Below are 20,181 nucleotides of genomic sequence, written 5' to 3'. Positions count from 1 at the left end.
TGCCGTGGCACCCTTGCAGGGCCAACCTTAAACTTCGGGGGAATATTCTATACACAACGACAGGGGATGTCGTTAGTTCAAAGAGATTTATCGAGGAAATAATTCACGTAGCCGCGAAATAACGCGGCTACGTGTTCTTTTCCTGAGAATTAATGGATTCCGCCAATACGATTCAGGCGTACGCCGGTCGGCCATTCGCCTTCCTGCTTCTCAAAACTCATCCAGATCGCAGTTGCTTTACCCACCAGATTCGCTTCCGGCACAAAGCCCCAGTAACGGCTGTCCGCGGAGTTATCGCGGTTATCACCCATCATGAAGTAGTGTCCCGGCGGTACGATCCAACTGGCCAGCTGCTGACCCGGCTGTTTGTAATACATCCCCACCTGATCCTGCGCGATTGGCACGGTCAGAATGCGGTGCGTCACGTCACCCAGCGTCTCTTTACGCTCGACCAGGCGGATACCGTTCTCTTTGGTTTCGCCTTTCGGCACCTGGAAGAACCCGCTGGTCGCCTCACCGCCGTTACGACGGGCAAAGGTCTGCACAAAATCACTTGGCTCGACGTTGGAGTAGGTGATTGGCAGCGCGTTTTCACAGGCGGTACCGGAGCTGCAGCCCGGCTGAACGGTGACTTCCTTCGCAACCGGATCGTAGGTCACCTTATCACCCGGCAGGCCTACCGCACGCTTGATGTAGTCCAGACGCGGATCTTCCGGATATTTAAACACCACAATGTCGCCACGTTTTGGATGACCGGTTTCAATCAACGTTTTCTGGTAGATAGGATCTTTAATGCCGTAGGCAAATTTCTCCACCAGAATAAAATCACCAATCAGCAGCGTTGGCATCATTGAACCTGATGGGATCTGGAACGGCTCGTAAATAAACGAACGTACCACCAGCACAATCGCCAGCACCGGGAATACCGACGCGCCCGTTTCCAGCCAGCCCGGTTTCGGGCCAACTTTCTTGAGGGTTTTCGCATCCAGCTGGTCGCCAGTGGCCGCCTGCGCGGCAGCCTGACGTTCACGGCGTTTTGGGGCGAAGATAAACTTATCCAGACACCACAGCAGACCTGTCACCAGCGTAGCGATGACCAGGATCAGGGCAAACATGTTCGCCATGCCAACTCCTTAAAGGTTATTTGCCGTCTTTACCAACATGAAGAATGGCAAGGAATGCTTCCTGCGGCAGCTCAACGTTACCGACCTGCTTCATACGCTTCTTACCCTCTTTCTGCTTCTGCAGCAGCTTTTTCTTACGGCTGACGTCACCGCCGTAGCACTTCGCCAGAACGTTTTTACGCAGCTGTTTCACTGTAGAACGCGCGATGATGTGGTTGCCAATCGCTGCCTGAATCGCAATGTCGAACTGCTGACGCGGGATTAAATCTTTCATCTTCTCAACCAGCTCGCGGCCACGGTACGGCGCATTGTCGTTGTGGGTGATCAGCGCCAGCGCGTCCACACGCTCGCCGTTGATCAGCACGTCTACACGGACCATGTTGGAGGCCTGGAAACGTTTGAAGTTGTAATCCAGTGACGCATAGCCACGGGAGGTAGACTTCAGACGGTCGAAGAAGTCGAGTACCACTTCCGCCATCGGGATTTCATAGGTCAGCGCCACCTGGTTACCGTGATAAACCATGTTGGTCTGCACGCCACGCTTCTCAATACAGAGCGTGATAACGTTGCCCAGGAACTCCTGCGGCAGCAGCATGTGACACTCTGCGATAGGCTCGCGCAGCTCGTGAATATTGTTCAGCGGCGGCAGCTTAGACGGGCTGTCGACGTAGATCACTTCTTTCGAGGTGGTTTCCACTTCGTAGACTACGGTCGGTGCGGTAGTGATCAGATCCAGATCGTATTCACGCTCCAGACGTTCCTGAATGATCTCCATGTGCAGCAGGCCGAGGAAGCCGCAGCGGAAGCCGAAGCCCAGCGCCGTTGAGCTTTCTGGCTCGTAGAACAGGGAGGCATCGTTCAGGCTCAGTTTGCCAAGCGCATCACGGAAGTTTTCGTAGTCGTCAGAGCTGACCGGGAACAGGCCCGCGTAAACCTGCGGTTTCACCTTTTTAAAGCCTGGCAGCGCTTTGTCTGCCGGGTTACGCGCGCCGGTCAGGGTATCGCCCACTGGCGCGCCGAGGATGTCTTTAATGGCGCAGACCAGCCAACCTACCTCGCCGCATTTAAGTTCGGTACGGTCAACCTGTTTTGGCGTAAAGATACCCAGACGGTCTGCGTTGTAGACCTGCCCGGTACTCATGACCTTGATTTTGTCGCCTTTACGCATGGTGCCATTTTTAATACGCACCAGTGAAACAACGCCCAGGTAGTTATCGAACCAGGAGTCGATGATCAGCGCCTGCAGCGGACCATCCGGGTCACCTTCAGGTGCCGGAATATCACGTACCAGGCGTTCCAGCACGTCGGTCACGCCCACACCGGTTTTGGCAGAGCAGCGGACGGCGTCGGTCGCGTCAATGCCGACAATGTCTTCAATCTCTTCCGCGACGCGCTCAGGATCGGCGGCCGGCAGGTCGATCTTATTCAGAACCGGCACAACCTCGAGATCCATCTCCATCGCGGTATAGCAGTTTGCCAGGGTCTGGGCTTCAACGCCCTGCCCGGCATCGACAACCAGCAGCGCGCCTTCACAGGCCGCCAGCGAGCGTGATACTTCATAGGAGAAGTCAACGTGGCCTGGGGTGTCGATAAAGTTCAGTTGATAGGTTTCACCATCAGCCGCTTTGTAATCCAGCGTAACGCTTTGCGCCTTAATGGTAATACCGCGTTCGCGTTCCAGGTCCATGGAGTCCAGAACCTGGGCTTCCATTTCACGATCAGACAGGCCACCGCAAATCTGGATAATACGGTCAGACAGCGTCGACTTACCGTGGTCAATGTGAGCAATGATCGAAAAGTTACGTATGTTCTTCATATAGTTAAATAATTATGCCTTACGAATTCCTGGAGGCCGCTGTTCTTAGCCTGACGTTTTTCAGTGCGAAAACGCAGCATTCTACACTACATCCTCGCTACCTGGAAATGCACTTAGAGACAGGTATAGCGTGAAGAGAGGGCGTTTTCTGTATTAGGTCGTAAAAAATGATAAAGCCCGATGGATCACCGGGCCTCAGAAGAGAGCGTCTCAACACGAAGCTGGTCTGGCGCAAGCCCGACGCTGAGAATGACAGGCTGCCACTCTTCGCGCGCGGCGAGCTTCGGCGAGAGACCTTTGGCAAGCCAAAATCCTCCCACGCCCCCCAGCGCGGCACCGCACATGGCGGCCACGTCGGTACCAAACAGCATCTGAAAAAGGCCTCCCATGACAAACAGCCCCACCAGCGGAGAGAGATAGACCAGCATCGCGGAACTGAGCAGGCTACCTTCCGCAATCCCCAGTTCCACCTTCTGACCCGCCACCAGCGGCTGTTCGCTCGGCACGGAAATCGTATGCGATGTCTGTGGCCCTAACTTATTCAGCACGCGGCTGCCACAACCGGCTCGGGATGCACAGCTATTGCATGAGGCTTTAACATCACAGCTGACCAGCGCAATACCATTCTGCCATGAGACGACGGTAGCCCACTCTTTAATCATTGTGCGGCCCTGAATTTAATGCTGTCTGAAATGCGCTTCGCCGTCTGCGGAGGTAATTCCCCCACAATCGTGATCTCTGCGTTATCGCGTACCGTTGTGCTGACCGTACGACGCCCGGTACGAAGCATTTGTTCAGCGCTATTTGCCGTTGCGCGGTTGATGTTCACCGAGAAGCTGAACAAGCCATCGGAATAGAGGCGTGATTCAACTGGCGTATCAATAGTGGGCAACTGACGGCGGCTGCTGGACACTTCGCTAAAGCCTTGCGGGATCCATGAAGGAACCCAGTTGAAATTAGCGGAGTCCCCTGCCGGAACAGAAAGCAGCGGCGGCAGGCTGGCCTTCGCCAGATTCTGCATGCTGTTGCCAACCTGATTGTTCACGCTGAAGGAGATGACGCGGAACTGTTCAAGCGTCTCACCGTCGCGGTCGAGCAGATCCACACGCATCGGCAGCTTGGTTTCCGCATCAATCCAGACGATATAGCTGTAGCGCGTGCCATCGCGCGCAACCACGCGAATCACTTCACACAGTCTGTCTGCAATACGGGTACGCCCTACCGAAATAAAATCATAGTAAGGGGCAAGCCGTTTGAAGTCGGTATAGATAAGCGACGGCAGAGAATCAACGATATAGTCGCCATTCAGCGTGAAAGGCTCCAGACCGGGTTCGAAATAGCTGATTTCGTTGCCACGCTGGACAACTTCCCGACGCGGACCATCCATCTGTAAAAGCTGGGCGAGCGGCTGGTTATCAAGACGGGCATGGCGATAGCGTAACGACTCGACGCCCTGCTTGTTGATGCTGATAAATGCCAACTCGTAATTGAGTGACTGGCTGGCCAGATTCATTTGCTGCAACAACGCCCCGGATGAAACATCAGCCGAGGCGTTAGCAGAGAAGAACAGGCTACCCGCCATCAGAGACATGGCGAACCAAAGTTGCTTCATTACTGCGATTGCGTTCCTAAAGTTTGGTTTCCGGGCACCTGCACAGCAGCTTGCTGAGTTTGGGCCTGCTCAAACTGAAGCTGTTCAGAGTGCAGACGACGCTGCAACTCGTAATCCTGCAACATCGCATTAATGCGACGGCGCTGCTCCTGCACCTGCTGTTGCTGACCGCCGCTGGCGGAGGCATCAGCCGGTACGCCCAGACTTACCGGGCTGGCTTTGCCCATCATCGGCAGTGTGTTGAACACTGGCGCTTCTGGCTGCTGATTAGTTTCAGACTGAGTATTATAGTGCTGGACGCCAACGATAACTGCAAGCGATACGCATGCAGCCACCCCCATTTGGGTGAGCTGGCTGGCCCATGGACGCACCTTTTGCCAGAACGGCATTTTCTGCCACTGGTGAGGCGCAGGTTGAGCTTCAGGAATCAGCGGAGTGGTCTGATGAACAGGCTCATTCTCGATGGCCGCCATCACGCGGGCTGAGATATCGAAATGGAGAACCTCTCCGGTATCACCGCGCAGCGTGTCACGGATGAGATGGTAACTCTCCCAGGTCTCTTGCATTTCGGGAGAATGAGACAGCTCGTTGAGCAGCTCACTATCCAGCGTCTCACCATCCATTAAAGCGGAAAGTTTTTCTTTCTGCATGCCTAATACCTTTTCCAGTATCCCGCTATCGTCAACGCCTGATAAGCGGTTGAACTTTATTATCAATAGCTTCTCGCGCACGGAAAATTCGTGAACGCACCGTGCCGACCGGGCAATCCATGATAGCGGCTATCTCTTCATAGCTCAGACCATCAAGCTCCCGTAACGTAATTGCCATGCGTAAATCTTCCGGGAGCGACTCGATCGTGCGAAAAACAATTTGTCTCAGTTCTTCTGACAACATTAAGTTCTCAGGGTTCGAAATTTCTTTCAGCGCACCGCCACTTTCGAAGTTTTCGGCGTCGATAGCGTCTACATCACTGGACGGCGGACGACGGCCCTGAGCAACCAGATAATTCTTTGCCGTATTGACAGCAATACGGTACAGCCAGGTATAAAAAGCACTATCTCCCCGGAACGAATCCAGCGCGCGATAGGCCTTAATAAAAGACTCTTGCACCACGTCAGGTACATCACCTGACGGTACATAACGGGACACCAGACTCGCCACCTTATGCTGGTAGCGCACCACCAGTAAGTTAAAGGCTTTCTGATCTCCCTTCTGGACCCGTTCAACCAGGACCTGGTCCGTTAACTGCTCGCTCATCCGAGGTAATGTCTCCCCAAACCTAAATTCCACGCGTTATCGAAACGCCACTCTACAACTACCGCACTTTGAGCAAGCACCAGCTTAGAGTGTTTGATCTTCAATAAGTTCCGTAACGCCTTTGTTTTTGTTCATCGCGCCGCAGACCGTTCATTTTCTCTCATTATAAGTCTGTTCACGATACGCACCACTTTCTGACAAGAAACATCTTTTTCCCGCCAGAAGAGTAACGCAACACGGGCTTTATTTCATCACAAAATCTGACGCTAACGATCTGCTTCGCAAAATAATTTCATTCATTTACCTCTCGTTTACCCCTGCTTACGCGTTTAGCAATTGCAACACCCACTAAAAAAAACGTGCGATATCTCGCATTCAGGTGCTATTCTGCCCAAACACTGTTTAGTAAATTAAACAAAAAATCATGAACACAACACCTGAACTTCATTGTGATGTACTGATCATCGGCAGCGGTGCTGCCGGTCTTTCTCTGGCGCTTCGTCTGGCCGAACATCAGAACGTTATTGTCCTGAGCAAAGGTCCGATAAGTGAAGGCTCAACATTTTATGCCCAGGGCGGTATTGCCGCGGTGTTTGACGAGACCGACAGCATTGCGTCGCATGTGGAAGATACGCTGATTGCCGGAGCCGGGATCGTGGATGCGCACGCCGCAGAGTTTGTCGCAAGCAATGCCCGCCATTGCGTTCAGTGGCTCATCGATCAGGGCGTATTATTTGATACCCAGGTTCAGCCTAACGGTGAAGAGAGCTACCACCTGACCCGTGAAGGCGGCCACAGCCACCGCCGCATCCTGCACGCCGCGGATGCTACCGGAAAAGAAGTGGAAACCACGCTGGTCAGCAAAGCGCTGAACCATCCTAATATCCGTGTCCTTGAGCGGAGCAACGCCGTTGATCTGATCATTTCCGACAAGATTGGCTTGCCCGGCACGCGTCGCGTGGTGGGGGCGTGGGTCTGGAACCGTAATAAAGAGAAGGTGGAAACCTGTCAGGCAAAGGCCGTCGTGCTGGCTACAGGTGGCGCCTCCAAGGTGTACCAGTACACCACGAACCCGGATATCGCTTCCGGGGACGGTATCGCCATGGCCTGGCGCGCCGGCTGCCGCGTGGCAAATCTCGAATTTAATCAGTTTCACCCCACCGCCCTGTTCCATCCTCAGGCGCGCAACTTCCTGCTGACGGAAGCCCTGCGTGGCGAAGGCGCTTATTTGAAACGCCCTGATGGCTCCCGCTTTATGCCCGACTTCGACGCCCGGGGTGAGCTGGCCCCGCGCGATATCGTCGCGCGCGCCATCGACCATGAAATGAAGCGTCTTGGCGTGGACTGCATGTATCTTGATATCAGCCATAAGCCAGCAGAGTTCATTCGCCAGCATTTTCCGATGATTTACGAAAAACTGCTGAGCCTGGGGATTGATTTGACCCGCGATCCAGTGCCCATTGTGCCTGCGGCACACTATACCTGCGGTGGCGTCATGGTTGACGATCATGGACGCACTGACGTAGACGGACTGTATGCTATTGGTGAGGTCAGCTATACCGGACTTCACGGCGCGAACCGTATGGCCTCTAACTCGTTGCTTGAATGTCTGGTGTACGGCTGGTCAGCAGCGGAAGACATCACCAGGCGAATGCCTTACGCCCGCGAGACAGAGCAGTTGCCTGCCTGGGATGAAAGCCGCGTGGATAACCCGGACGAGCGGGTCGTGATCCAGCACAACTGGCACGAGCTACGGCTATTTATGTGGGACTACGTTGGGATTGTGCGCACCACGAAACGTCTGGAACGGGCGTTGCGCCGCATTACGATGCTGCAACAGGAAATTGATGAATATTATGCCCATTTCCGCGTTTCCAATAATCTGCTGGAGCTGCGCAATCTGGTGCAGGTTGCCGAGCTTATTGTTCGTTGCGCGATGATGCGTAAAGAGAGCCGCGGGCTGCACTACACCCTCGACTACCCGGATCAGCTTCCTGAGTCCGGCCCGTCGATACTCGCCCCGCAGGTTTACATAAACAGATAAAACGCCTGGGTCAGAGCCGTGTAATCTTCGGAATAACGCTGGTCTGGCCCACGGATCACCATTCGGTCATTAAAGCATTCACCCTCTTTTGGCGAGAGCGCCAGCAGCACGCGGTGCGGCAACCGGCCTTCCGTATCAGAGATGTCAGTTCGCAGACGTAACGTCCAGCCGATCTCCTGCGCGATACCAATGAACGTGTTGCCGGTACTCTCGGGCAGGACCACACAGAAAAAACCTTCTTCGGAGATGAGTTCTGCCGCACTGGTGAGCAGCGCTTTATGATCGAGGGAGCCGGTATAACGCGCCTGTTCACGCTCGGGTGTCCCGCACTCAACGCCGGGCTCGTAGTAGGGAGGGTTGCTGACAATCAGATCGTAACGCGCGGTTTGTTCAGGCGCCCAGGCGAGCACATCTGCGCATTCCACTTTCATTCGGGCTGCCCAGGGAGATTCGGCCATATTGTCACTCGCCTGCTCTGCGGCCTGCGCATCCAGTTCGACGGCATCAATGGTGACATGTTCTTCCGTACGCTGCGCAAGCATCAACGCCACCAGCCCGCTGCCGGTACCGATATCAAGAATACGCTTAACGCCTGCGACAGGTGCCCATGCTCCCAGTAAAATGCCGTCTGTACCGACTTTCATGGCACAGCGATCGTGGGCGACAAAAAATTGTTTAAACGTAAAACCATCGCGGCGCAGCTGCGCTTTGAGTTGAGACATGTCAGGACAACCTTCTAAGTGAAACTGGAGTAGCATAGGGGAAAGCGAAGTGGCCGCAAAGCGATATCCATACAAACAGATGAAGATTACAGCCGTAACGTCTATAATCAGCGCCCCACACAGAGGTAGAACATGACTGTAACGACTTTTTCCGAACTTGAACTCGATGAAAGCCTGCTCAATGCACTTGAGAGCAAAGGCTTTACACGCCCGACCGCCATTCAGGCAGCGGCCATTCCGCCTGCGCTTGAGGGCCGCGATGTGCTCGGTTCTGCGCCAACCGGCACGGGGAAGACAGCAGCCTATTTGCTGCCTGTGTTGCAGCACCTGCTCGACTTTCCACGTAAAAAATCTGGCCCGCCGCGTATTTTGATCCTGACGCCTACGCGCGAACTGGCTATGCAGGTTGCCGATCACGCGCGTGAACTCGCGGCGAATACACATCTGGATATTGCCACCATCACCGGCGGCGTTGCGTATATGAACCACGCCGAAGTGTTCAGCGAAAACCAGGACATCGTCGTCGCGACGACGGGCCGCCTGCTGCAGTACATTAAAGAAGAGAACTTCGACTGCCGCGCGGTAGAGACGCTGATCCTCGACGAAGCCGACCGCATGCTGGACATGGGCTTTGCGCAGGATATCGAGCATATTGCAGGTGAAACGCGCTGGCGTAACCAGACGATGCTGTTCTCTGCCACCCTTGAAGGGGATGCGATCAAGGACTTCGCAGAGCGTCTGCTGGAAGATCCGGTGGAAGTCTCTGCGACGCCGTCCACGCGAGAGCGTAAGAAGATCCACCAGTGGTATTACCGTGCGGACAATCTTGAGCACAAGGTTGAGCTGCTCAAGCACCTGCTTAAGCAGGAAGACGCCACCCGCACCATCGTGTTTGTGCGTAAGCGCGAGCGCGTGCACGAGCTGGCTGAAATGCTGCGTAACGCCGGGATCAACAACTGCTATCTTGAAGGTGAGATGGCGCAGATCAAGCGTACCGAAGGCATTAAGCGTCTGACCGATGGCCGCGTTAACGTGCTGGTCGCAACAGACGTTGCCGCACGCGGGATCGACATCCCTGACGTAAGCCATGTCATTAACTTCGATATGCCGCGTAGCGGAGATACCTATCTGCACCGCATTGGCCGTACCGGTCGCGCGGGCCGCAAAGGGATTGCGATTTCACTGGTTGAAGCGCATGACCACCTGCTGCTGCAGAAAATTGGCCGCTATGTTGACGAGCCGCTGAAAGCGCGCGTTATTGATGGATTGCGCCCAACCACACGTGCGCCGAGTGAAAAAATGACGGGTAAACCGTCCAAGAAAGCGCTGGCGAAACGTGCTGAGAGAAAAGAGAAAGAAAAAGAGAAGCCGCGCGTGAAGCAACGCCACCGCGACACCAAAAACATTGGTAAGCGCCGTAAGCCAAGCTCTGCTGCGCCAGAGACCAAAACTGAAGAGTAAAAAAAGCCGGGACATTTCCCGGCTTTTTTATTCCACCCCCGTGGCTGAAACCTTACAGGCTTTCAGTAAAGGTACGGGCGATAACGTCGCGCTGCTGTTCTGGAGTCAGTGAGTTAAAGCGAACCGCGTAGCCAGACACACGGATAGTCAGCTGCGGGTATTTTTCTGGGTGCTCAACGGCATCCATCAGCGTTTCGCGGCGCAGCACGTTAACGTTCAGGTGCTGACCCCCTTCAACGCGCACTTCCGGCTGCACTTCCATTGGGATTTCACGGTATTCGATTTCGCCCAGTTTGTTCACCGGTACGATTTCATCTTCAGCAAAACCCGCTTTCGCTACTACACAGCGCGCTTCATTTTTCTCGCTGTCCAGCAGCCAGAAAGAGTTGAGCAGATCGTCATTTGCCGCTTTGGTAATCTGGATACCTGTAATCATGTGTTGCCTCCCTTAGGCTACATTAACTGATGCTGGCCTTACGCGGCCAATTGGTAAAACCATTGTTTCTTGTGTGTATATATATCATTCACACCTCGGTGATTTATTGATTTAAATCAACAAAAACACCAACCACATAAAGAGTGTGGTTTGAATTTATTGTTTAAGATCAATTTCACACCCCTGCCAATTAAACTTAACCTGCATCATTTCAAAATAAATTTAATTGCTTAGCACGCATTTCAGCGCGTAATTTTGCTCACCGGAGTTAAACAGGTAAGCTAGTCACAGATTGAGATTCGCAGGAGAGCGACATGACGACACCTTTAACCTGGCATGACGTGCTGGCAGAAGAAAAGCAGCAGCCTTATTTTATCAACACGCTCAGCACCGTTGCCGCTGAGCGTCAGTCCGGGCAGACGATTTATCCGCCGCAAAAAGATGTGTTCAACGCGTTTCGCTATACCGAGCTGAGCGATGTGAAAGTGGTCATACTGGGCCAGGATCCCTATCACGGCCCTGGGCAGGCGCACGGGCTGGCGTTTTCCGTTCGTCCGGGCGTGGCTATCCCCCCTTCTCTGCTCAACATGTATAAAGAGCTTGAGGGAACCGTGCCCGGGTTTACCCGCCCCAACCACGGTTATCTGGAAAGCTGGGCGCGCCAGGGCGTGCTGTTACTGAATACGGTGCTCACCGTACGGGCAGGTCAGGCGCATTCGCACGCCAGCCTTGGGTGGGAAACCTTTACCGATAAAGTCATCAGCCTTATCAACGAGCATCGTGAAGGGGTCGTGTTTTTACTCTGGGGATCGCATGCGCAGAAGAAAGGTGCGATTATCGATCGTCAGCGTCATCACGTGTTGAAAGCACCGCACCCGTCACCGCTGTCTGCGCATCGCGGCTTCTTTGGGAGTAATCATTTTGTTCTGGCAAATGAATGGCTGGAAAAACGTGGCGAAACGCCAATTGACTGGATGCCTGTGTTACCGGCAGAGAGCGAGTAGGATTTGAATGTGCCGGGTCAGGCCCGGCACATTAAGAGGCTTATGCCTTGTTCTGACGCCACCACTCGGCTAGCAGCACGCCGGTCGCAACGGATACGTTCAGACTTTCCACATTGCCTGTTCCGTCGATAGAGACGCTCAGATCTGCACTGGAGAGCGCCGCGTCAGACAGACCATCGCGTTCCTGACCTAATACCAGCACCATTTTACGCGGCAGCGTCGCTTTAAACAGCGGCGTGCCGGCATGGCTCGATGTGGTTACGATGGAATAGCCCGCTTTACGGAACTGCTCAAGGGCATCCAGAACGCTGTCGCCGGTGATAGGCTGTACGTGCTCGGCCCCGCCTTCCGCAGTACGGATCGCGGCGCCGGATTCCAGTAGCGCGGCATCCTGCAGCAGCACGCCTTTCACGCCAAAGTGCGCGCAGCTGCGCATCATTGCGCCCAGATTATGCGGGTTGCCCACGTCTTCCAGCGCCAGCACGCAGTCATCGGCATCCGCCTGGCTGACCCACTGCTGCACGGTCGTGCCGTTACGTTTTTTGATCAGGAAGCAGACGCCACCGTGGTGTTCAGTACCGGAGGCTTTGGTCAGCTCTGCATCATCCACAACGTGGTAGGCTTTGCGGTTCGCGGCCATCCAGCGCAGCGCTTCTTTAAAGCGCGGGGTCACGCTCTGGATGAACCAGGCGCGGACGATACACTCAGGACGGCTCTGGAACAGCGCCTGGCAGGCGTTCTCGCCATATACGCGGGTCTCTTCCGCGCGCTGACGGCGCAGTACTTCCGGGTCAATAAAGCTTTTACCGCTGATACCGCCGTGATCTGGTTTTTCCGGCGTCTCATCGCCAGGGGCGCGAGAAACGGTGCGCCACGGTGAGGCGTTATCGCGTGAGAAGTCATCACGCGGACGATCGTCGCGTGGACGGTCACTGCGTGGGCGGTCGGAACGCGGACGGTCATCGCGTTTGCGATCGTCACGTTTGCGGTCATCACCGCGGGTATTTTTGTCATCGCGGGCGGGGCGACGGCCACCGTCTGCACGAGAGGACGCCGGACGCCCGCCCCCTTTTCCGGTACGCGGATTTTGGGTGCGTTTATCAGAGTCATCATCACTGCGGACATACATCACTTTGACCTTGCCGCTTTTGTTTTTCATTTCGTCGTTCATGCTTTTCTCCACCAGCGCTGCGCGAAGCGCGCAGATTACCCGATGTGCCAGCGCATAGCCATAATTTCGTACAAAAGCCTGTGACTATTGTTCTCATTGAATAAAACGCATTGTTGTTTCAAACAGGCTCATTGATAATATGTAACATATTAGAAACATTATCGGCGTTCTGCCGCTGTCCCACGGCTCTATCAGAGGTTAGTTATGAATACCGTATGTGCCAACTGTCAGGCTCTTAATCGCATTCCGGACGATCGGATTGAAGATGGTGCGAAATGCGGACGTTGTGGCCATGAATTGTTTGATGGCGATGTCATTAACGCGACGGGTGCTACGCTGGACAAACTCCTCAAGGACGATCTCCCGGTGGTGGTCGATTTCTGGGCGCCCTGGTGCGGTCCGTGCCGCAGCTTTGCGCCAATCTTCGAAGATGTGGCCGAAGAGCGCAGCGGGAAAATGCGGTTCGTGAAGGTCAATACCGAAGCCGAACGCGAGCTGAGCGCACGTTTTCGTATTCGCAGTATCCCGACCATCATGATTTTCAAAAATGGTGAAGTGATCGATATGCTCAACGGTGCGGTTCCAAAAGCCCCCTTTGACAGCTGGTTAAACGAATCGCTGTAACATTCCCGGGGCACATCTTGTGCCCCGTTCCCGCCTCTGCGAAAATAGGGTTTTTCCTCCATTTCGCCCATGACTGATAACGCTGTCCTTACATTACGCGCCGAGCGCCTTGCGCGCGCTACCCGACCGTTCCTCGCCCGCGGCAACCGTATTCGCCGCTGTCAGCGCTGCCTGCTGCCGCTGAAGGTTTGTCTGTGCGAGACGCTGGCCCCGAGTTCGGCGGAGAGCCGCTTTTGTCTGGTCATGTTCGATACCGAGCCGATGAAACCCAGCAATACGGGGCGTCTTATCGCCGATATTCTGCCGGATACCGCCGCGTTTCAGTGGTCCCGTACGGCACCGCCTCAGGCTCTGCTCGACCTGGTGGCAAGCCCGAACTACCAGCCGATGGTGGTTTTCCCGGCGTCTTATGCGGGAGAACAGCGTCAGGTCCTTACCGCGCCGCCATCCGGGAAACCGCCACTGTTTATTATGCTGGACGGAACCTGGACCGAAGCGCGGAAAATGTTTCGCAAAAGCCCCTATCTTGACGCGCTGCCGGTGATTTCTGTCGATCTTTCCCGCGTCTCGGCCTACCGCCTGCGCGAAGCCCATGCTGACGGCCAATACTGCACCGCCGAAGTGGCCATTGCGCTGCTGGATTTAGCAGGAGATACCGCAGCGGCCGGCGCCCTGGGCAACCATTTCTCATGTTTCCGGGAGCGCTATCTGGCGGGAAAAACCGTTCATAAGGGCAGCATCACAGCAACGGAGACAGAAAGCGTTTAAAATCATCAGGTCGCTTGCATTTACAGGAGGCCTGCATGAGCCAAAGAGGGTTAGAAGCGCTACTCCGACCTAAATCCATTGCCGTCATCGGCGCATCAATGAAACCCGATCGTGCAGGCTATCTGATGATGCGTAACCTGCTGGCCGGGGGATTCAACGGTCCCGTTATGCCCGTCACGCCGGCTTATAAGGCCGTTCAGGGCGTGCTTGCGTGGCCGGACGTGGAGAGCCTGCCTTTCGTACCGGATCTCGCCGTTCTGTGTACAAACGCCAAACGCAATCCGGAACTGCTGGAGTCACTCGGCAAGAAAGGGTGTAAAACCTGCATTATTCTCTCGTCGCCGCCTGAACAGCAACCCGAACTGCTGGCCTGCGCCAGCCGTTATCAGATGCGCATTCTTGGGCCGAACAGCCTGGGTCTGCTCGCACCCTGGCAGGGGCTGAACGCCAGCTTCTCCCCGGTGCCAATTCGCAAAGGCAAACTCGCCTTTATCTCGCAGTCGGCAGCCGTATCGAACACTATCCTCGACTGGGCTCAGCAGCGTGAGATGGGATTTTCCTACTTCATTGCCCTGGGCGACAGCATGGATATCGACGTTGACGAGCTGCTGGATTTCCTGGCGAGAGACAGCAAAACCAGCGCAATCCTCCTTTACCTTGAGCATCTGAGCGACGCCCGTCGTTTTGTATCGGCTTCACGAAGTGCTTCCCGCAATAAGCCGATCCTCGTTATCAAAAGCGGTCGCAGTCCTGCGGCTCAGCGTCTGCTGCAGTCCCATTCCGGCATGGATCCCGCCTGGGATGCCGCCATTCAGCGCGCGGGGTTACTGCGGGTGCAGGATACGCATGAACTTTTTTCCGCCGTTGAGACGCTAAGCCATATGCGACCGCTGCGCGGTGAGAAGTTGATGATCGTCAGTAATGGTGCCGCCCCTGCCGCACTCGCGCTGGATGAGCTTTGGCTGCGTAACGGCAAACTGGCCACGTTGGGTGAAGAGACGCTGCAACGCCTCAGAGAGGCGCTTCCCGCAAGCGTGACGCCCGACAATCCGCTTGATTTGCGCGATGACGCCAGCAGCGATCGCTATATCAGGGCAATCTCCATTTTGTTGGACAGCCAGGATTTCGATGCGCTGATGATTATCCACTCCCCTAGTGCGGTCGCGCCGGGCAGTGAAAGCGCGCGGGCGATGATTGAGGCAGTACGAAACCATCCGCGCGGCAAATACGTCACCCTACTGACCAACTGGTGCGGTGAGTTTTCCTCTCAGGAGGCACGACGCCTGTTCAGTGAAGCCGGACTGCCAACCTACCGCACGCCGGAAGGCACCATCACGGCATTTATGCATATGGTGGAATATCGACGCAACCAGAAACAGCTGCGTGAGACGCCGGCTTTGCCGGGTAATCTGACGGCGAACACCGTCGACGTTCACCGGCTGTTGCAGCAAGCTATCGAAGAAGGCGCGACCTCGCTTGATACGCATGAAGTGCAGCCCATTCTGGGCAGCTACGGGATGCAAACTCTGCCAACCTGGATCGCCAGCGACAGCGCTGAGGCCGTACATATAGCCGAACAAATTGGCTACCCGGTCGCACTTAAGCTGCGTTCCCCCGATATTCCGCATAAGTCGGACGTTCAGGGAGTCATGCTGTACCTGCGTACGGCAACGGAGGTGCAGCAGGCAGCCGATGCCATTTTCGATCGCGTCAAAATGGCCTGGCCGCAGGCGCGGATCCACGGGCTGCTGGTGCAGAGCATGGCTAACCGCGCGGGCGCTCAGGAACTGCGGGTAGTGGTTGAACACGATCCCGTCTTTGGCCCGCTCATTATGCTGGGAGAAGGCGGCGTTGAGTGGCGTCCGGAAGAGCAGGCCGCGGTGGCATTACCACCGCTGAACATGAATCTGGCGCGCTATCTCATCATTCAGGCGATTAAAAGCAAAAAGATCCGAGGCCGCAGTGCCCTGCGTCCGCTCGATATTGCCGGGTTGAGTCAGTTCCTGGTGCTGGTGTCTAACCTGATCGTAGATTGTGCGGAGATCCAGAGGCTGGATATCCATCCGCTGCTCGCTTCCGGCACTGAATTTACGGCGCTGGACGTGACGCTGGATATCGCGCCATTCGAAGGGGACAGAGAGAGCCGCCTGGCGATCCGTCCGTATCCTCTGCAGCTGGAAGAGTGGGTTGAGATGAAGAATGGGGAACGCACTTTGTTCCGCCCTATTCTGCCGGAAGATGAACCTCAGCTGCGGGCCTTTATCTCTCAGGTCACGAAAGAGGATCTTTATTACCGCTACTTTAGCGAAATCAACGAATTTACCCATGATGATTTAGCCAATATGACCCAGATCGACTACGATCGAGAAATGGCATTTGTCGCTGTTCGGCGTTCCGATCGGGGCGATGAGATCCTGGGCGTGACGCGCGCTATTTCTGACCCGGATAACGTCGACGCGGAGTTTGCCGTCCTGGTACGCTCCGATCTTAAAGGCCTGGGTCTGGGCAGACGGCTGCTGGAAAAACTCATCAGTTATACGCGAGATCACGGATTGTTACGTCTGAATGGCATTACTATGCCGAACAATCGCGGTATGGTGACCCTGGCGCGAAAACTCGGATTTGACGTTGATATTCAGCTGGACGAAGGTATTGTCGCCTTATCCCTCGGCCTAACATCAGCAGACAAACCCGAGTAAGCTACTGGAAATGTTACCCACTTTGGACGGGACTGGTGGTATCATTGTCCGCTTATGTTGTTTGCATGGTACAGACAACCCTTCAATGAACAGAGAAGAAACGCACTGTGATGTTGTCAAAATTTAAGCGTAATAAACATCAACAACACCTTGCTCAACTACCGAAGATTTCTCAGTCAGTTGATGATGTAGAGTTCTTTTACGCTCCCGCTCATTTTCGGGAGACGCTTCTGGAAAAGATTGCCAGTGCCACGCGACGCATTTGCATTGTGGCCCTGTATCTTGAACAAGATGAAGGCGGGCGCGCGATCCTGAACGCGCTCTATGAAGCCAAGCGTCAGCGTCCAGAGCTGGATGTTCGCGTACTGGTTGACTGGCATCGCGCCCAGCGTGGCCGTATTGGCGCGGCCGCTTCAAATACCAATGCAGACTGGTATTGCCGCACGGCGCAGGAAAATCCTGGCGTCGATGTGCCTGTTTATGGCGTACCGGTGAATACCCGTGAAGCGCTCGGCGTTCTCCATTTTAAAGGGTTTATCATTGATGACAGCGTCCTGTACAGCGGCGCAAGTCTGAATGACGTTTACCTTCATCAGCTCGATAAATATCGCTACGATCGTTACCATCTGATCCGTAATCCGCAGATGGCCGATATTATGTTTAACTGGGTTGATAAAAACCTGGTACACGGCCGTGGCGTTAATCGCCTTGACGATCCTGAGCGCCCTAAAAGCCCGGAGATCAAAAATGATGTTCGCGCCTTCCGCCAGGAGCTGCGCGATGCGGTCTACCATTTTCAGGGCGATGCGAATAACGAAGAGTTATCCGTTACCCCGCTGGTTGGGCTCGGCAAATCAAGCCTGCTGAATAAAACGATCTTCCATCTGATGCCGTGCGCGGAGCAGAAACTTACCATCTGCACGCCGTACTTTAACCTTCCCGCCGTACTGGTACGTAACATTATTCAGCTACTGCGCGATGGTAAAAAAGTGGAAATTATCGTCGGGGATAAAACGGCAAACGACTTCTTCATTCCTGAAGATCAGCCGTTCAAAATCATCGGCGCGCTGCCTTATCTTTATGAGATTAACCTGCGCCGTTTCCTGAGCCGTTTACAATATTACGTAAACACTGACCAGCTGGTTGTACGTCTCTGGAAAGATGAAGACAACAGTTACCATCTGAAAGGCATATGGGTTGACGATGAGTGGATGCTGCTGACCGGTAACAATCTGAACCCGCGCGCGTGGCGACTGGATCTGGAAAACGCGATCCTGATCCATGACCCTCAGCATGAGTTAGCCGCACAGCGTGAGCGTGAACTGGAGTTGATTCGCACGCATACCACGGTGGTTAATCATTACCGCGAGCTGCAGAGCATTGCCGATTATCCGGTGAAAGTCCGCAAGCTGATTCGCCGCTTGCGTCGTATCCGTATTGATCGACTTATCAGCCGTATTCTGTAATGTCCAGGCCCTGCCACCCGCAGGGCTTTTTTATGGAGCCCTAAAATGCGCATCCTCCTGTTACTGAGCGTCCTCTTTCTGAGTGGCTGCAGTCATATGGCCAACGATAGCTGGTCCGGTCAGGATAAAGCACAGCATTTCCTCGCTTCCGCTATGCTTTCCGCAGTGGGTAATGAGTACGCGCAGCATCAGGGATACAGCCGTGACCGTAGCGCGGGGATAGGGTTGATGTTCTCTGTGGGCCTTGGGGCATCAAAAGAACTGTGGGATAGCCGCCCCTCAGGGAGCGGCTGGAGCTGGAAAGATTTCGCCTGGGATGTCGCCGGCGCAACGACCGGCTATGCCGTGTGGCAGATGGCGCATTATTAAAGACGAATACCTTTCCCTTTGCGATGCAGCATCAGGGAGACAACAAAGGCCAGCGCCCCCATTACCGTCACGTACCAGAAGAATGTCGTTTCACTTCCCCATGATTTAAGCGACAGCGCAACGTACTCCGCCGAACCACCAAACAACGCGTTGGCTACTGCATAAGAAAGCCCAACCCCCAGCGCACGCACCTGTGCCGGGAACATTTCGGCTTTCAGTATCCCGCTGATAGAGGTATAGAAACTGACAATCACCATCGCCAGCATGACCAGCGCAAATGCGGCATATGGCGATGATACGTGCTGGAGCGCAGACAGAACAGGCACGGTACACAACGCCGACAGCCCGCCAAAGATCAGCATTGACGTACGTCGGCCAATTTTATCCGAAAGCGCTCCGATAATCGGTTGGATGAGCATAAAGACAAATAGCGCCACAGTCATAATAACGCTGGCGACATTTGCGTGCATCCCGGTGGTGTTCACCAGGTACTTCTGCATATAGGTGGTGAATGTGTAAAAGCTGAGGGAGCCGCCCGCAGTAAAGCCCAGCACCATCAGGAAAGCCTTGCGGTTACGCCATAACCCTTTAAAGGTTCCCGCCTCCTTCAGCGTTCTGACCTCTTTCTGCGAGGTTTCATCCAGCTGACGACGTAGCCAAAGTGCAACTACTGCCAGCACGGCCCCCATCGCAAAAGGAATTCGCCATCCCCAGGCGTGGAGTTGTTCATCTGTCAGGATTTGCTGCAGGATCACCACCACGAGAATCGCCAGCAGTTGTCCACCAATAAGCGTTACATACTGGAATGAGGCGTAAAAGCCTTTACGGCCTTCCAGCGCAATTTCACTCATATAGGTCGCACTGGTGCCGTATTCGCCACCGACCGATAGCCCCTGAAATAAGCGGGCCAGCAAAAGTAGCGCCGGAGCCCAGGTGCCAATCGATTCATATCCCGGTAAACAGGCGATCACCAGAGAACCAAAGCACATCATACACACGGAGATCAGCATGGAGGCCTTACGCCCGCGGCGATCCGCAATGCGGCCAAACAGCCAGCCACCGATGGGGCGCATTAAGAATCCTGCGGCAAATACTCCTGCCGTTTGTAGAAGCTGCGTCGTGGTGTTGCCGGAGGGGAAGAAAATATGTGCGAAGTAGAGTGAACAGAATGAGTAGACGTAAAAGTCGAACCATTCTACCAGGTTCCCTGAAGAGGCACTGACGATTGCCCATACCCTTCTTCGGGTATCGCTGTTAGCCAGCGTCCCGTTTGATGCAATGCTTTCTGTCATTGTGATTATGCTCCTGCCATATACAGCGGCGTATTGAGCTAGCAGACTCAATTACCTCGTAAATGAAATGTTATAATTTTGTTATAAATAACATTGAGACAGGGATCACACATTTTATTAGCAGGATAAGGGATTAAGAGAAAGGCCAGCGTTTCCGGAATCCAAAGCAAAAAACCCCGCACCTTACGGTACGGGGTTCTTCTTGATTGATGCCTGGCAGTTCCCTACTCTCACATGGGGAGACCCCACACTACCATCGGCGCTACGGCGTTTCACTTCTGAGTTCGGCATGGGGTCAGGTGGGACCACCGCGCTA

General features: G+C 54.6%; 19 protein-coding genes and 1 rRNA gene. 8 read left to right on the top strand and 12 right to left on the bottom strand.

The features are described 5' to 3' along the window. Positions 1-149: 149 nt before the first annotated feature. The 7 genes from lepB to rseD form a co-directional block, all read right to left on the bottom strand. Positions 150-1,124, bottom strand: coding sequence for a signal peptidase I (gene lepB / locus URZ40_RS05275; RefSeq protein WP_116343320.1), 975 nt, complete (start codon positions 1,122-1,124; stop codon positions 150-152). Between the two features lie 16 nt (positions 1,125-1,140). After that, entirely contained in the window at positions 1,141-2,940 is a 1,800-nt protein-coding gene (gene lepA, locus URZ40_RS05270; protein ID WP_014884847.1) for a translation elongation factor 4, read from the bottom strand. 185 nt (positions 2,941-3,125) lie between these two features. Then, positions 3,126-3,602 (bottom strand): SoxR-reducing system protein RseC, encoded by a 477-nt coding sequence (rseC, locus tag URZ40_RS05265; RefSeq protein WP_116343322.1) that lies wholly within the window; start codon positions 3,600-3,602, stop codon positions 3,126-3,128. Further along, the gene (gene rseB / locus URZ40_RS05260; RefSeq protein WP_041908666.1) at positions 3,599-4,552 is read right to left on the bottom strand and encodes a sigma-E factor regulatory protein RseB; all 954 of its coding nucleotides are present in this window, start codon (positions 4,550-4,552) and stop codon (positions 3,599-3,601) included. Before rseB ends, rseC begins: the two co-directional genes overlap by 4 nt. Next, complete coding sequence (gene rseA / locus URZ40_RS05255) at positions 4,552-5,202, bottom strand: anti-sigma-E factor RseA (RefSeq protein ID WP_014832926.1); 651 nt, start codon at positions 5,200-5,202, stop codon at positions 4,552-4,554. The genes rseB and rseA overlap by 1 nt, the downstream gene beginning before the upstream one ends. A 31-nt stretch (positions 5,203-5,233) precedes the next feature. Next, positions 5,234-5,809: an RNA polymerase sigma factor RpoE gene (gene rpoE, locus URZ40_RS05250; RefSeq protein ID WP_006176728.1), complete on the bottom strand. Its 576-nt coding sequence runs from the start codon at positions 5,807-5,809 to the stop codon at positions 5,234-5,236. Next, positions 5,806-5,889 (bottom strand): rpoE leader peptide RseD, encoded by an 84-nt coding sequence (rseD, locus tag URZ40_RS23165; protein ID WP_233002681.1) that lies wholly within the window; start codon positions 5,887-5,889, stop codon positions 5,806-5,808. The genes rpoE and rseD overlap by 4 nt, the downstream gene beginning before the upstream one ends. A 344-nt stretch (positions 5,890-6,233) precedes the next feature. Here rseD and nadB point away from each other — a divergent pair, with 344 nt between their 5' ends. Continuing rightward, entirely contained in the window at positions 6,234-7,853 is a 1,620-nt protein-coding gene (gene nadB / locus URZ40_RS05245; protein ID WP_116343324.1) for an L-aspartate oxidase, read from the top strand. Here nadB and URZ40_RS05240 read toward each other — a convergent pair. After that, positions 7,838-8,575: a tRNA(1)(Val) (adenine(37)-N(6))-methyltransferase TrmN gene (locus tag URZ40_RS05240; RefSeq protein WP_023344703.1), complete on the bottom strand. Its 738-nt coding sequence runs from the start codon at positions 8,573-8,575 to the stop codon at positions 7,838-7,840. The two genes, nadB and URZ40_RS05240, sit on opposite strands and share 16 nt — an antisense overlap. A 132-nt stretch (positions 8,576-8,707) precedes the next feature. Here URZ40_RS05240 and srmB point away from each other — a divergent pair, with 132 nt between their 5' ends. Further along, positions 8,708-10,036 carry an ATP-dependent RNA helicase SrmB gene (srmB, locus tag URZ40_RS05235; RefSeq protein WP_116343327.1) on the top strand — a complete coding sequence of 443 codons (1,329 nt, stop codon included), beginning with the start codon at positions 8,708-8,710 and terminating at the stop codon, positions 10,034-10,036. 52 nt (positions 10,037-10,088) lie between these two features. On the opposite strand, the gene grcA is transcribed toward srmB, so the two are convergent. Then, positions 10,089-10,472, bottom strand: coding sequence for an autonomous glycyl radical cofactor GrcA (gene grcA, locus URZ40_RS05230; protein WP_006176733.1), 384 nt, complete (start codon positions 10,470-10,472; stop codon positions 10,089-10,091). Positions 10,473-10,786: 314 nt separating this feature from the next. On the opposite strand from grcA, the gene ung reads away from it, so the two are divergent. After that, positions 10,787-11,476, top strand: a complete 690-nt coding sequence (gene ung, locus URZ40_RS05225) for a uracil-DNA glycosylase (RefSeq protein WP_023333064.1) — start codon at positions 10,787-10,789, stop codon at positions 11,474-11,476. 40 nt (positions 11,477-11,516) lie between these two features. Here the strand turns inward: ung and URZ40_RS05220 are convergent, their stop codons facing one another. Continuing rightward, positions 11,517-12,647 carry a tRNA/rRNA methyltransferase gene (locus tag URZ40_RS05220; RefSeq protein ID WP_316380677.1) on the bottom strand — a complete coding sequence of 377 codons (1,131 nt, stop codon included), beginning with the start codon at positions 12,645-12,647 and terminating at the stop codon, positions 11,517-11,519. A 204-nt stretch (positions 12,648-12,851) separates the two neighbouring features. Here URZ40_RS05220 and trxC point away from each other — a divergent pair, with 204 nt between their 5' ends. From trxC to URZ40_RS05190, 5 genes are all read left to right on the top strand, one after another. Further along, entirely contained in the window at positions 12,852-13,271 is a 420-nt protein-coding gene (gene trxC / locus URZ40_RS05215) for a thioredoxin TrxC (RefSeq protein ID WP_061097357.1), read from the top strand. Positions 13,272-13,340: 69 nt separating this feature from the next. Beyond that, on the top strand, positions 13,341-14,039 hold the full coding sequence (gene tapT, locus URZ40_RS05210; protein WP_116343330.1) for a tRNA-uridine aminocarboxypropyltransferase: 699 nt from the start codon (positions 13,341-13,343) through the stop codon (positions 14,037-14,039). Positions 14,040-14,074: 35 nt separating this feature from the next. Then, positions 14,075-16,738: a GNAT family N-acetyltransferase gene (gene pat / locus URZ40_RS05205; RefSeq protein ID WP_320719954.1), complete on the top strand. Its 2,664-nt coding sequence runs from the start codon at positions 14,075-14,077 to the stop codon at positions 16,736-16,738. A gap of 110 nt (positions 16,739-16,848) precedes the next feature. Next, positions 16,849-18,204, top strand: a complete 1,356-nt coding sequence (gene pssA, locus URZ40_RS05195; protein ID WP_116343332.1) for a CDP-diacylglycerol--serine O-phosphatidyltransferase — start codon at positions 16,849-16,851, stop codon at positions 18,202-18,204. Positions 18,205-18,249: 45 nt separating this feature from the next. Continuing rightward, the gene (locus URZ40_RS05190; RefSeq protein ID WP_320719952.1) at positions 18,250-18,573 is read left to right on the top strand and encodes a YfiM family lipoprotein; all 324 of its coding nucleotides are present in this window, start codon (positions 18,250-18,252) and stop codon (positions 18,571-18,573) included. Here URZ40_RS05190 and URZ40_RS05185 read toward each other — a convergent pair. Both URZ40_RS05185 and rrf read right to left on the bottom strand, forming a co-directional pair. Further along, entirely contained in the window at positions 18,570-19,865 is a 1,296-nt protein-coding gene (locus URZ40_RS05185; protein ID WP_163330604.1) for an MFS transporter, read from the bottom strand. The genes URZ40_RS05190 and URZ40_RS05185 overlap by 4 nt on opposite strands. A 211-nt stretch (positions 19,866-20,076) precedes the next feature. Then, positions 20,077-20,181, bottom strand: a 5S ribosomal RNA gene (rrf, locus tag URZ40_RS05180); the annotation flags it as partial.

The sequence above is a fragment of the Enterobacter sp. 296B2 genome, assembly GCF_034106185.1.
Lineage (GTDB): Bacteria > Pseudomonadota > Gammaproteobacteria > Enterobacterales > Enterobacteriaceae > Enterobacter > Enterobacter cloacae_N.
The sequence above is the reverse complement of the archived record's forward strand: the minus strand, read 5'-3'. Positions and strand labels throughout refer to the sequence as shown.

Excerpts from the sequence above, each read along its gene's own strand:
- srmB (WP_116343327.1), top strand. The coding sequence starts at position 8,708 with ATGACTGTAACGACTTTTTCCGAACTTGAACTCGATGAAAGCCTGCTC.
- URZ40_RS05190 (WP_320719952.1), top strand. The coding sequence starts at position 18,250 with ATGCGCATCCTCCTGTTACTGAGCGTCCTCTTTCTGAGTGGCTGCAGT.
- nadB (WP_116343324.1), top strand. The coding sequence starts at position 6,234 with ATGAACACAACACCTGAACTTCATTGTGATGTACTGATCATCGGCAGC.
- rseA (WP_014832926.1), bottom strand. The coding sequence starts at position 5,202 with ATGCAGAAAGAAAAACTTTCCGCTTTAATGGATGGTGAGACGCTGGAT.
- trxC (WP_061097357.1), top strand. The coding sequence starts at position 12,852 with ATGAATACCGTATGTGCCAACTGTCAGGCTCTTAATCGCATTCCGGAC.
- pssA (WP_116343332.1), top strand. The coding sequence starts at position 16,849 with ATGTTGTCAAAATTTAAGCGTAATAAACATCAACAACACCTTGCTCAA.
- lepA (WP_014884847.1), bottom strand. The coding sequence starts at position 2,940 with ATGAAGAACATACGTAACTTTTCGATCATTGCTCACATTGACCACGGT.
- lepB (WP_116343320.1), bottom strand. The coding sequence starts at position 1,124 with ATGGCGAACATGTTTGCCCTGATCCTGGTCATCGCTACGCTGGTGACA.
- URZ40_RS05220 (WP_316380677.1), bottom strand. The coding sequence starts at position 12,647 with ATGAACGACGAAATGAAAAACAAAAGCGGCAAGGTCAAAGTGATGTAT.
- rpoE (WP_006176728.1), bottom strand. The coding sequence starts at position 5,809 with ATGAGCGAGCAGTTAACGGACCAGGTCCTGGTTGAACGGGTCCAGAAG.
- tapT (WP_116343330.1), top strand. The coding sequence starts at position 13,341 with ATGACTGATAACGCTGTCCTTACATTACGCGCCGAGCGCCTTGCGCGC.
- grcA (WP_006176733.1), bottom strand. The coding sequence starts at position 10,472 with ATGATTACAGGTATCCAGATTACCAAAGCGGCAAATGACGATCTGCTC.
- ung (WP_023333064.1), top strand. The coding sequence starts at position 10,787 with ATGACGACACCTTTAACCTGGCATGACGTGCTGGCAGAAGAAAAGCAG.
- pat (WP_320719954.1), top strand. The coding sequence starts at position 14,075 with ATGAGCCAAAGAGGGTTAGAAGCGCTACTCCGACCTAAATCCATTGCC.
- rseB (WP_041908666.1), bottom strand. The coding sequence starts at position 4,552 with ATGAAGCAACTTTGGTTCGCCATGTCTCTGATGGCGGGTAGCCTGTTC.
- URZ40_RS05185 (WP_163330604.1), bottom strand. The coding sequence starts at position 19,865 with ATGACAGAAAGCATTGCATCAAACGGGACGCTGGCTAACAGCGATACC.
- rseC (WP_116343322.1), bottom strand. The coding sequence starts at position 3,602 with ATGATTAAAGAGTGGGCTACCGTCGTCTCATGGCAGAATGGTATTGCG.
- URZ40_RS05240 (WP_023344703.1), bottom strand. The coding sequence starts at position 8,575 with ATGTCTCAACTCAAAGCGCAGCTGCGCCGCGATGGTTTTACGTTTAAA.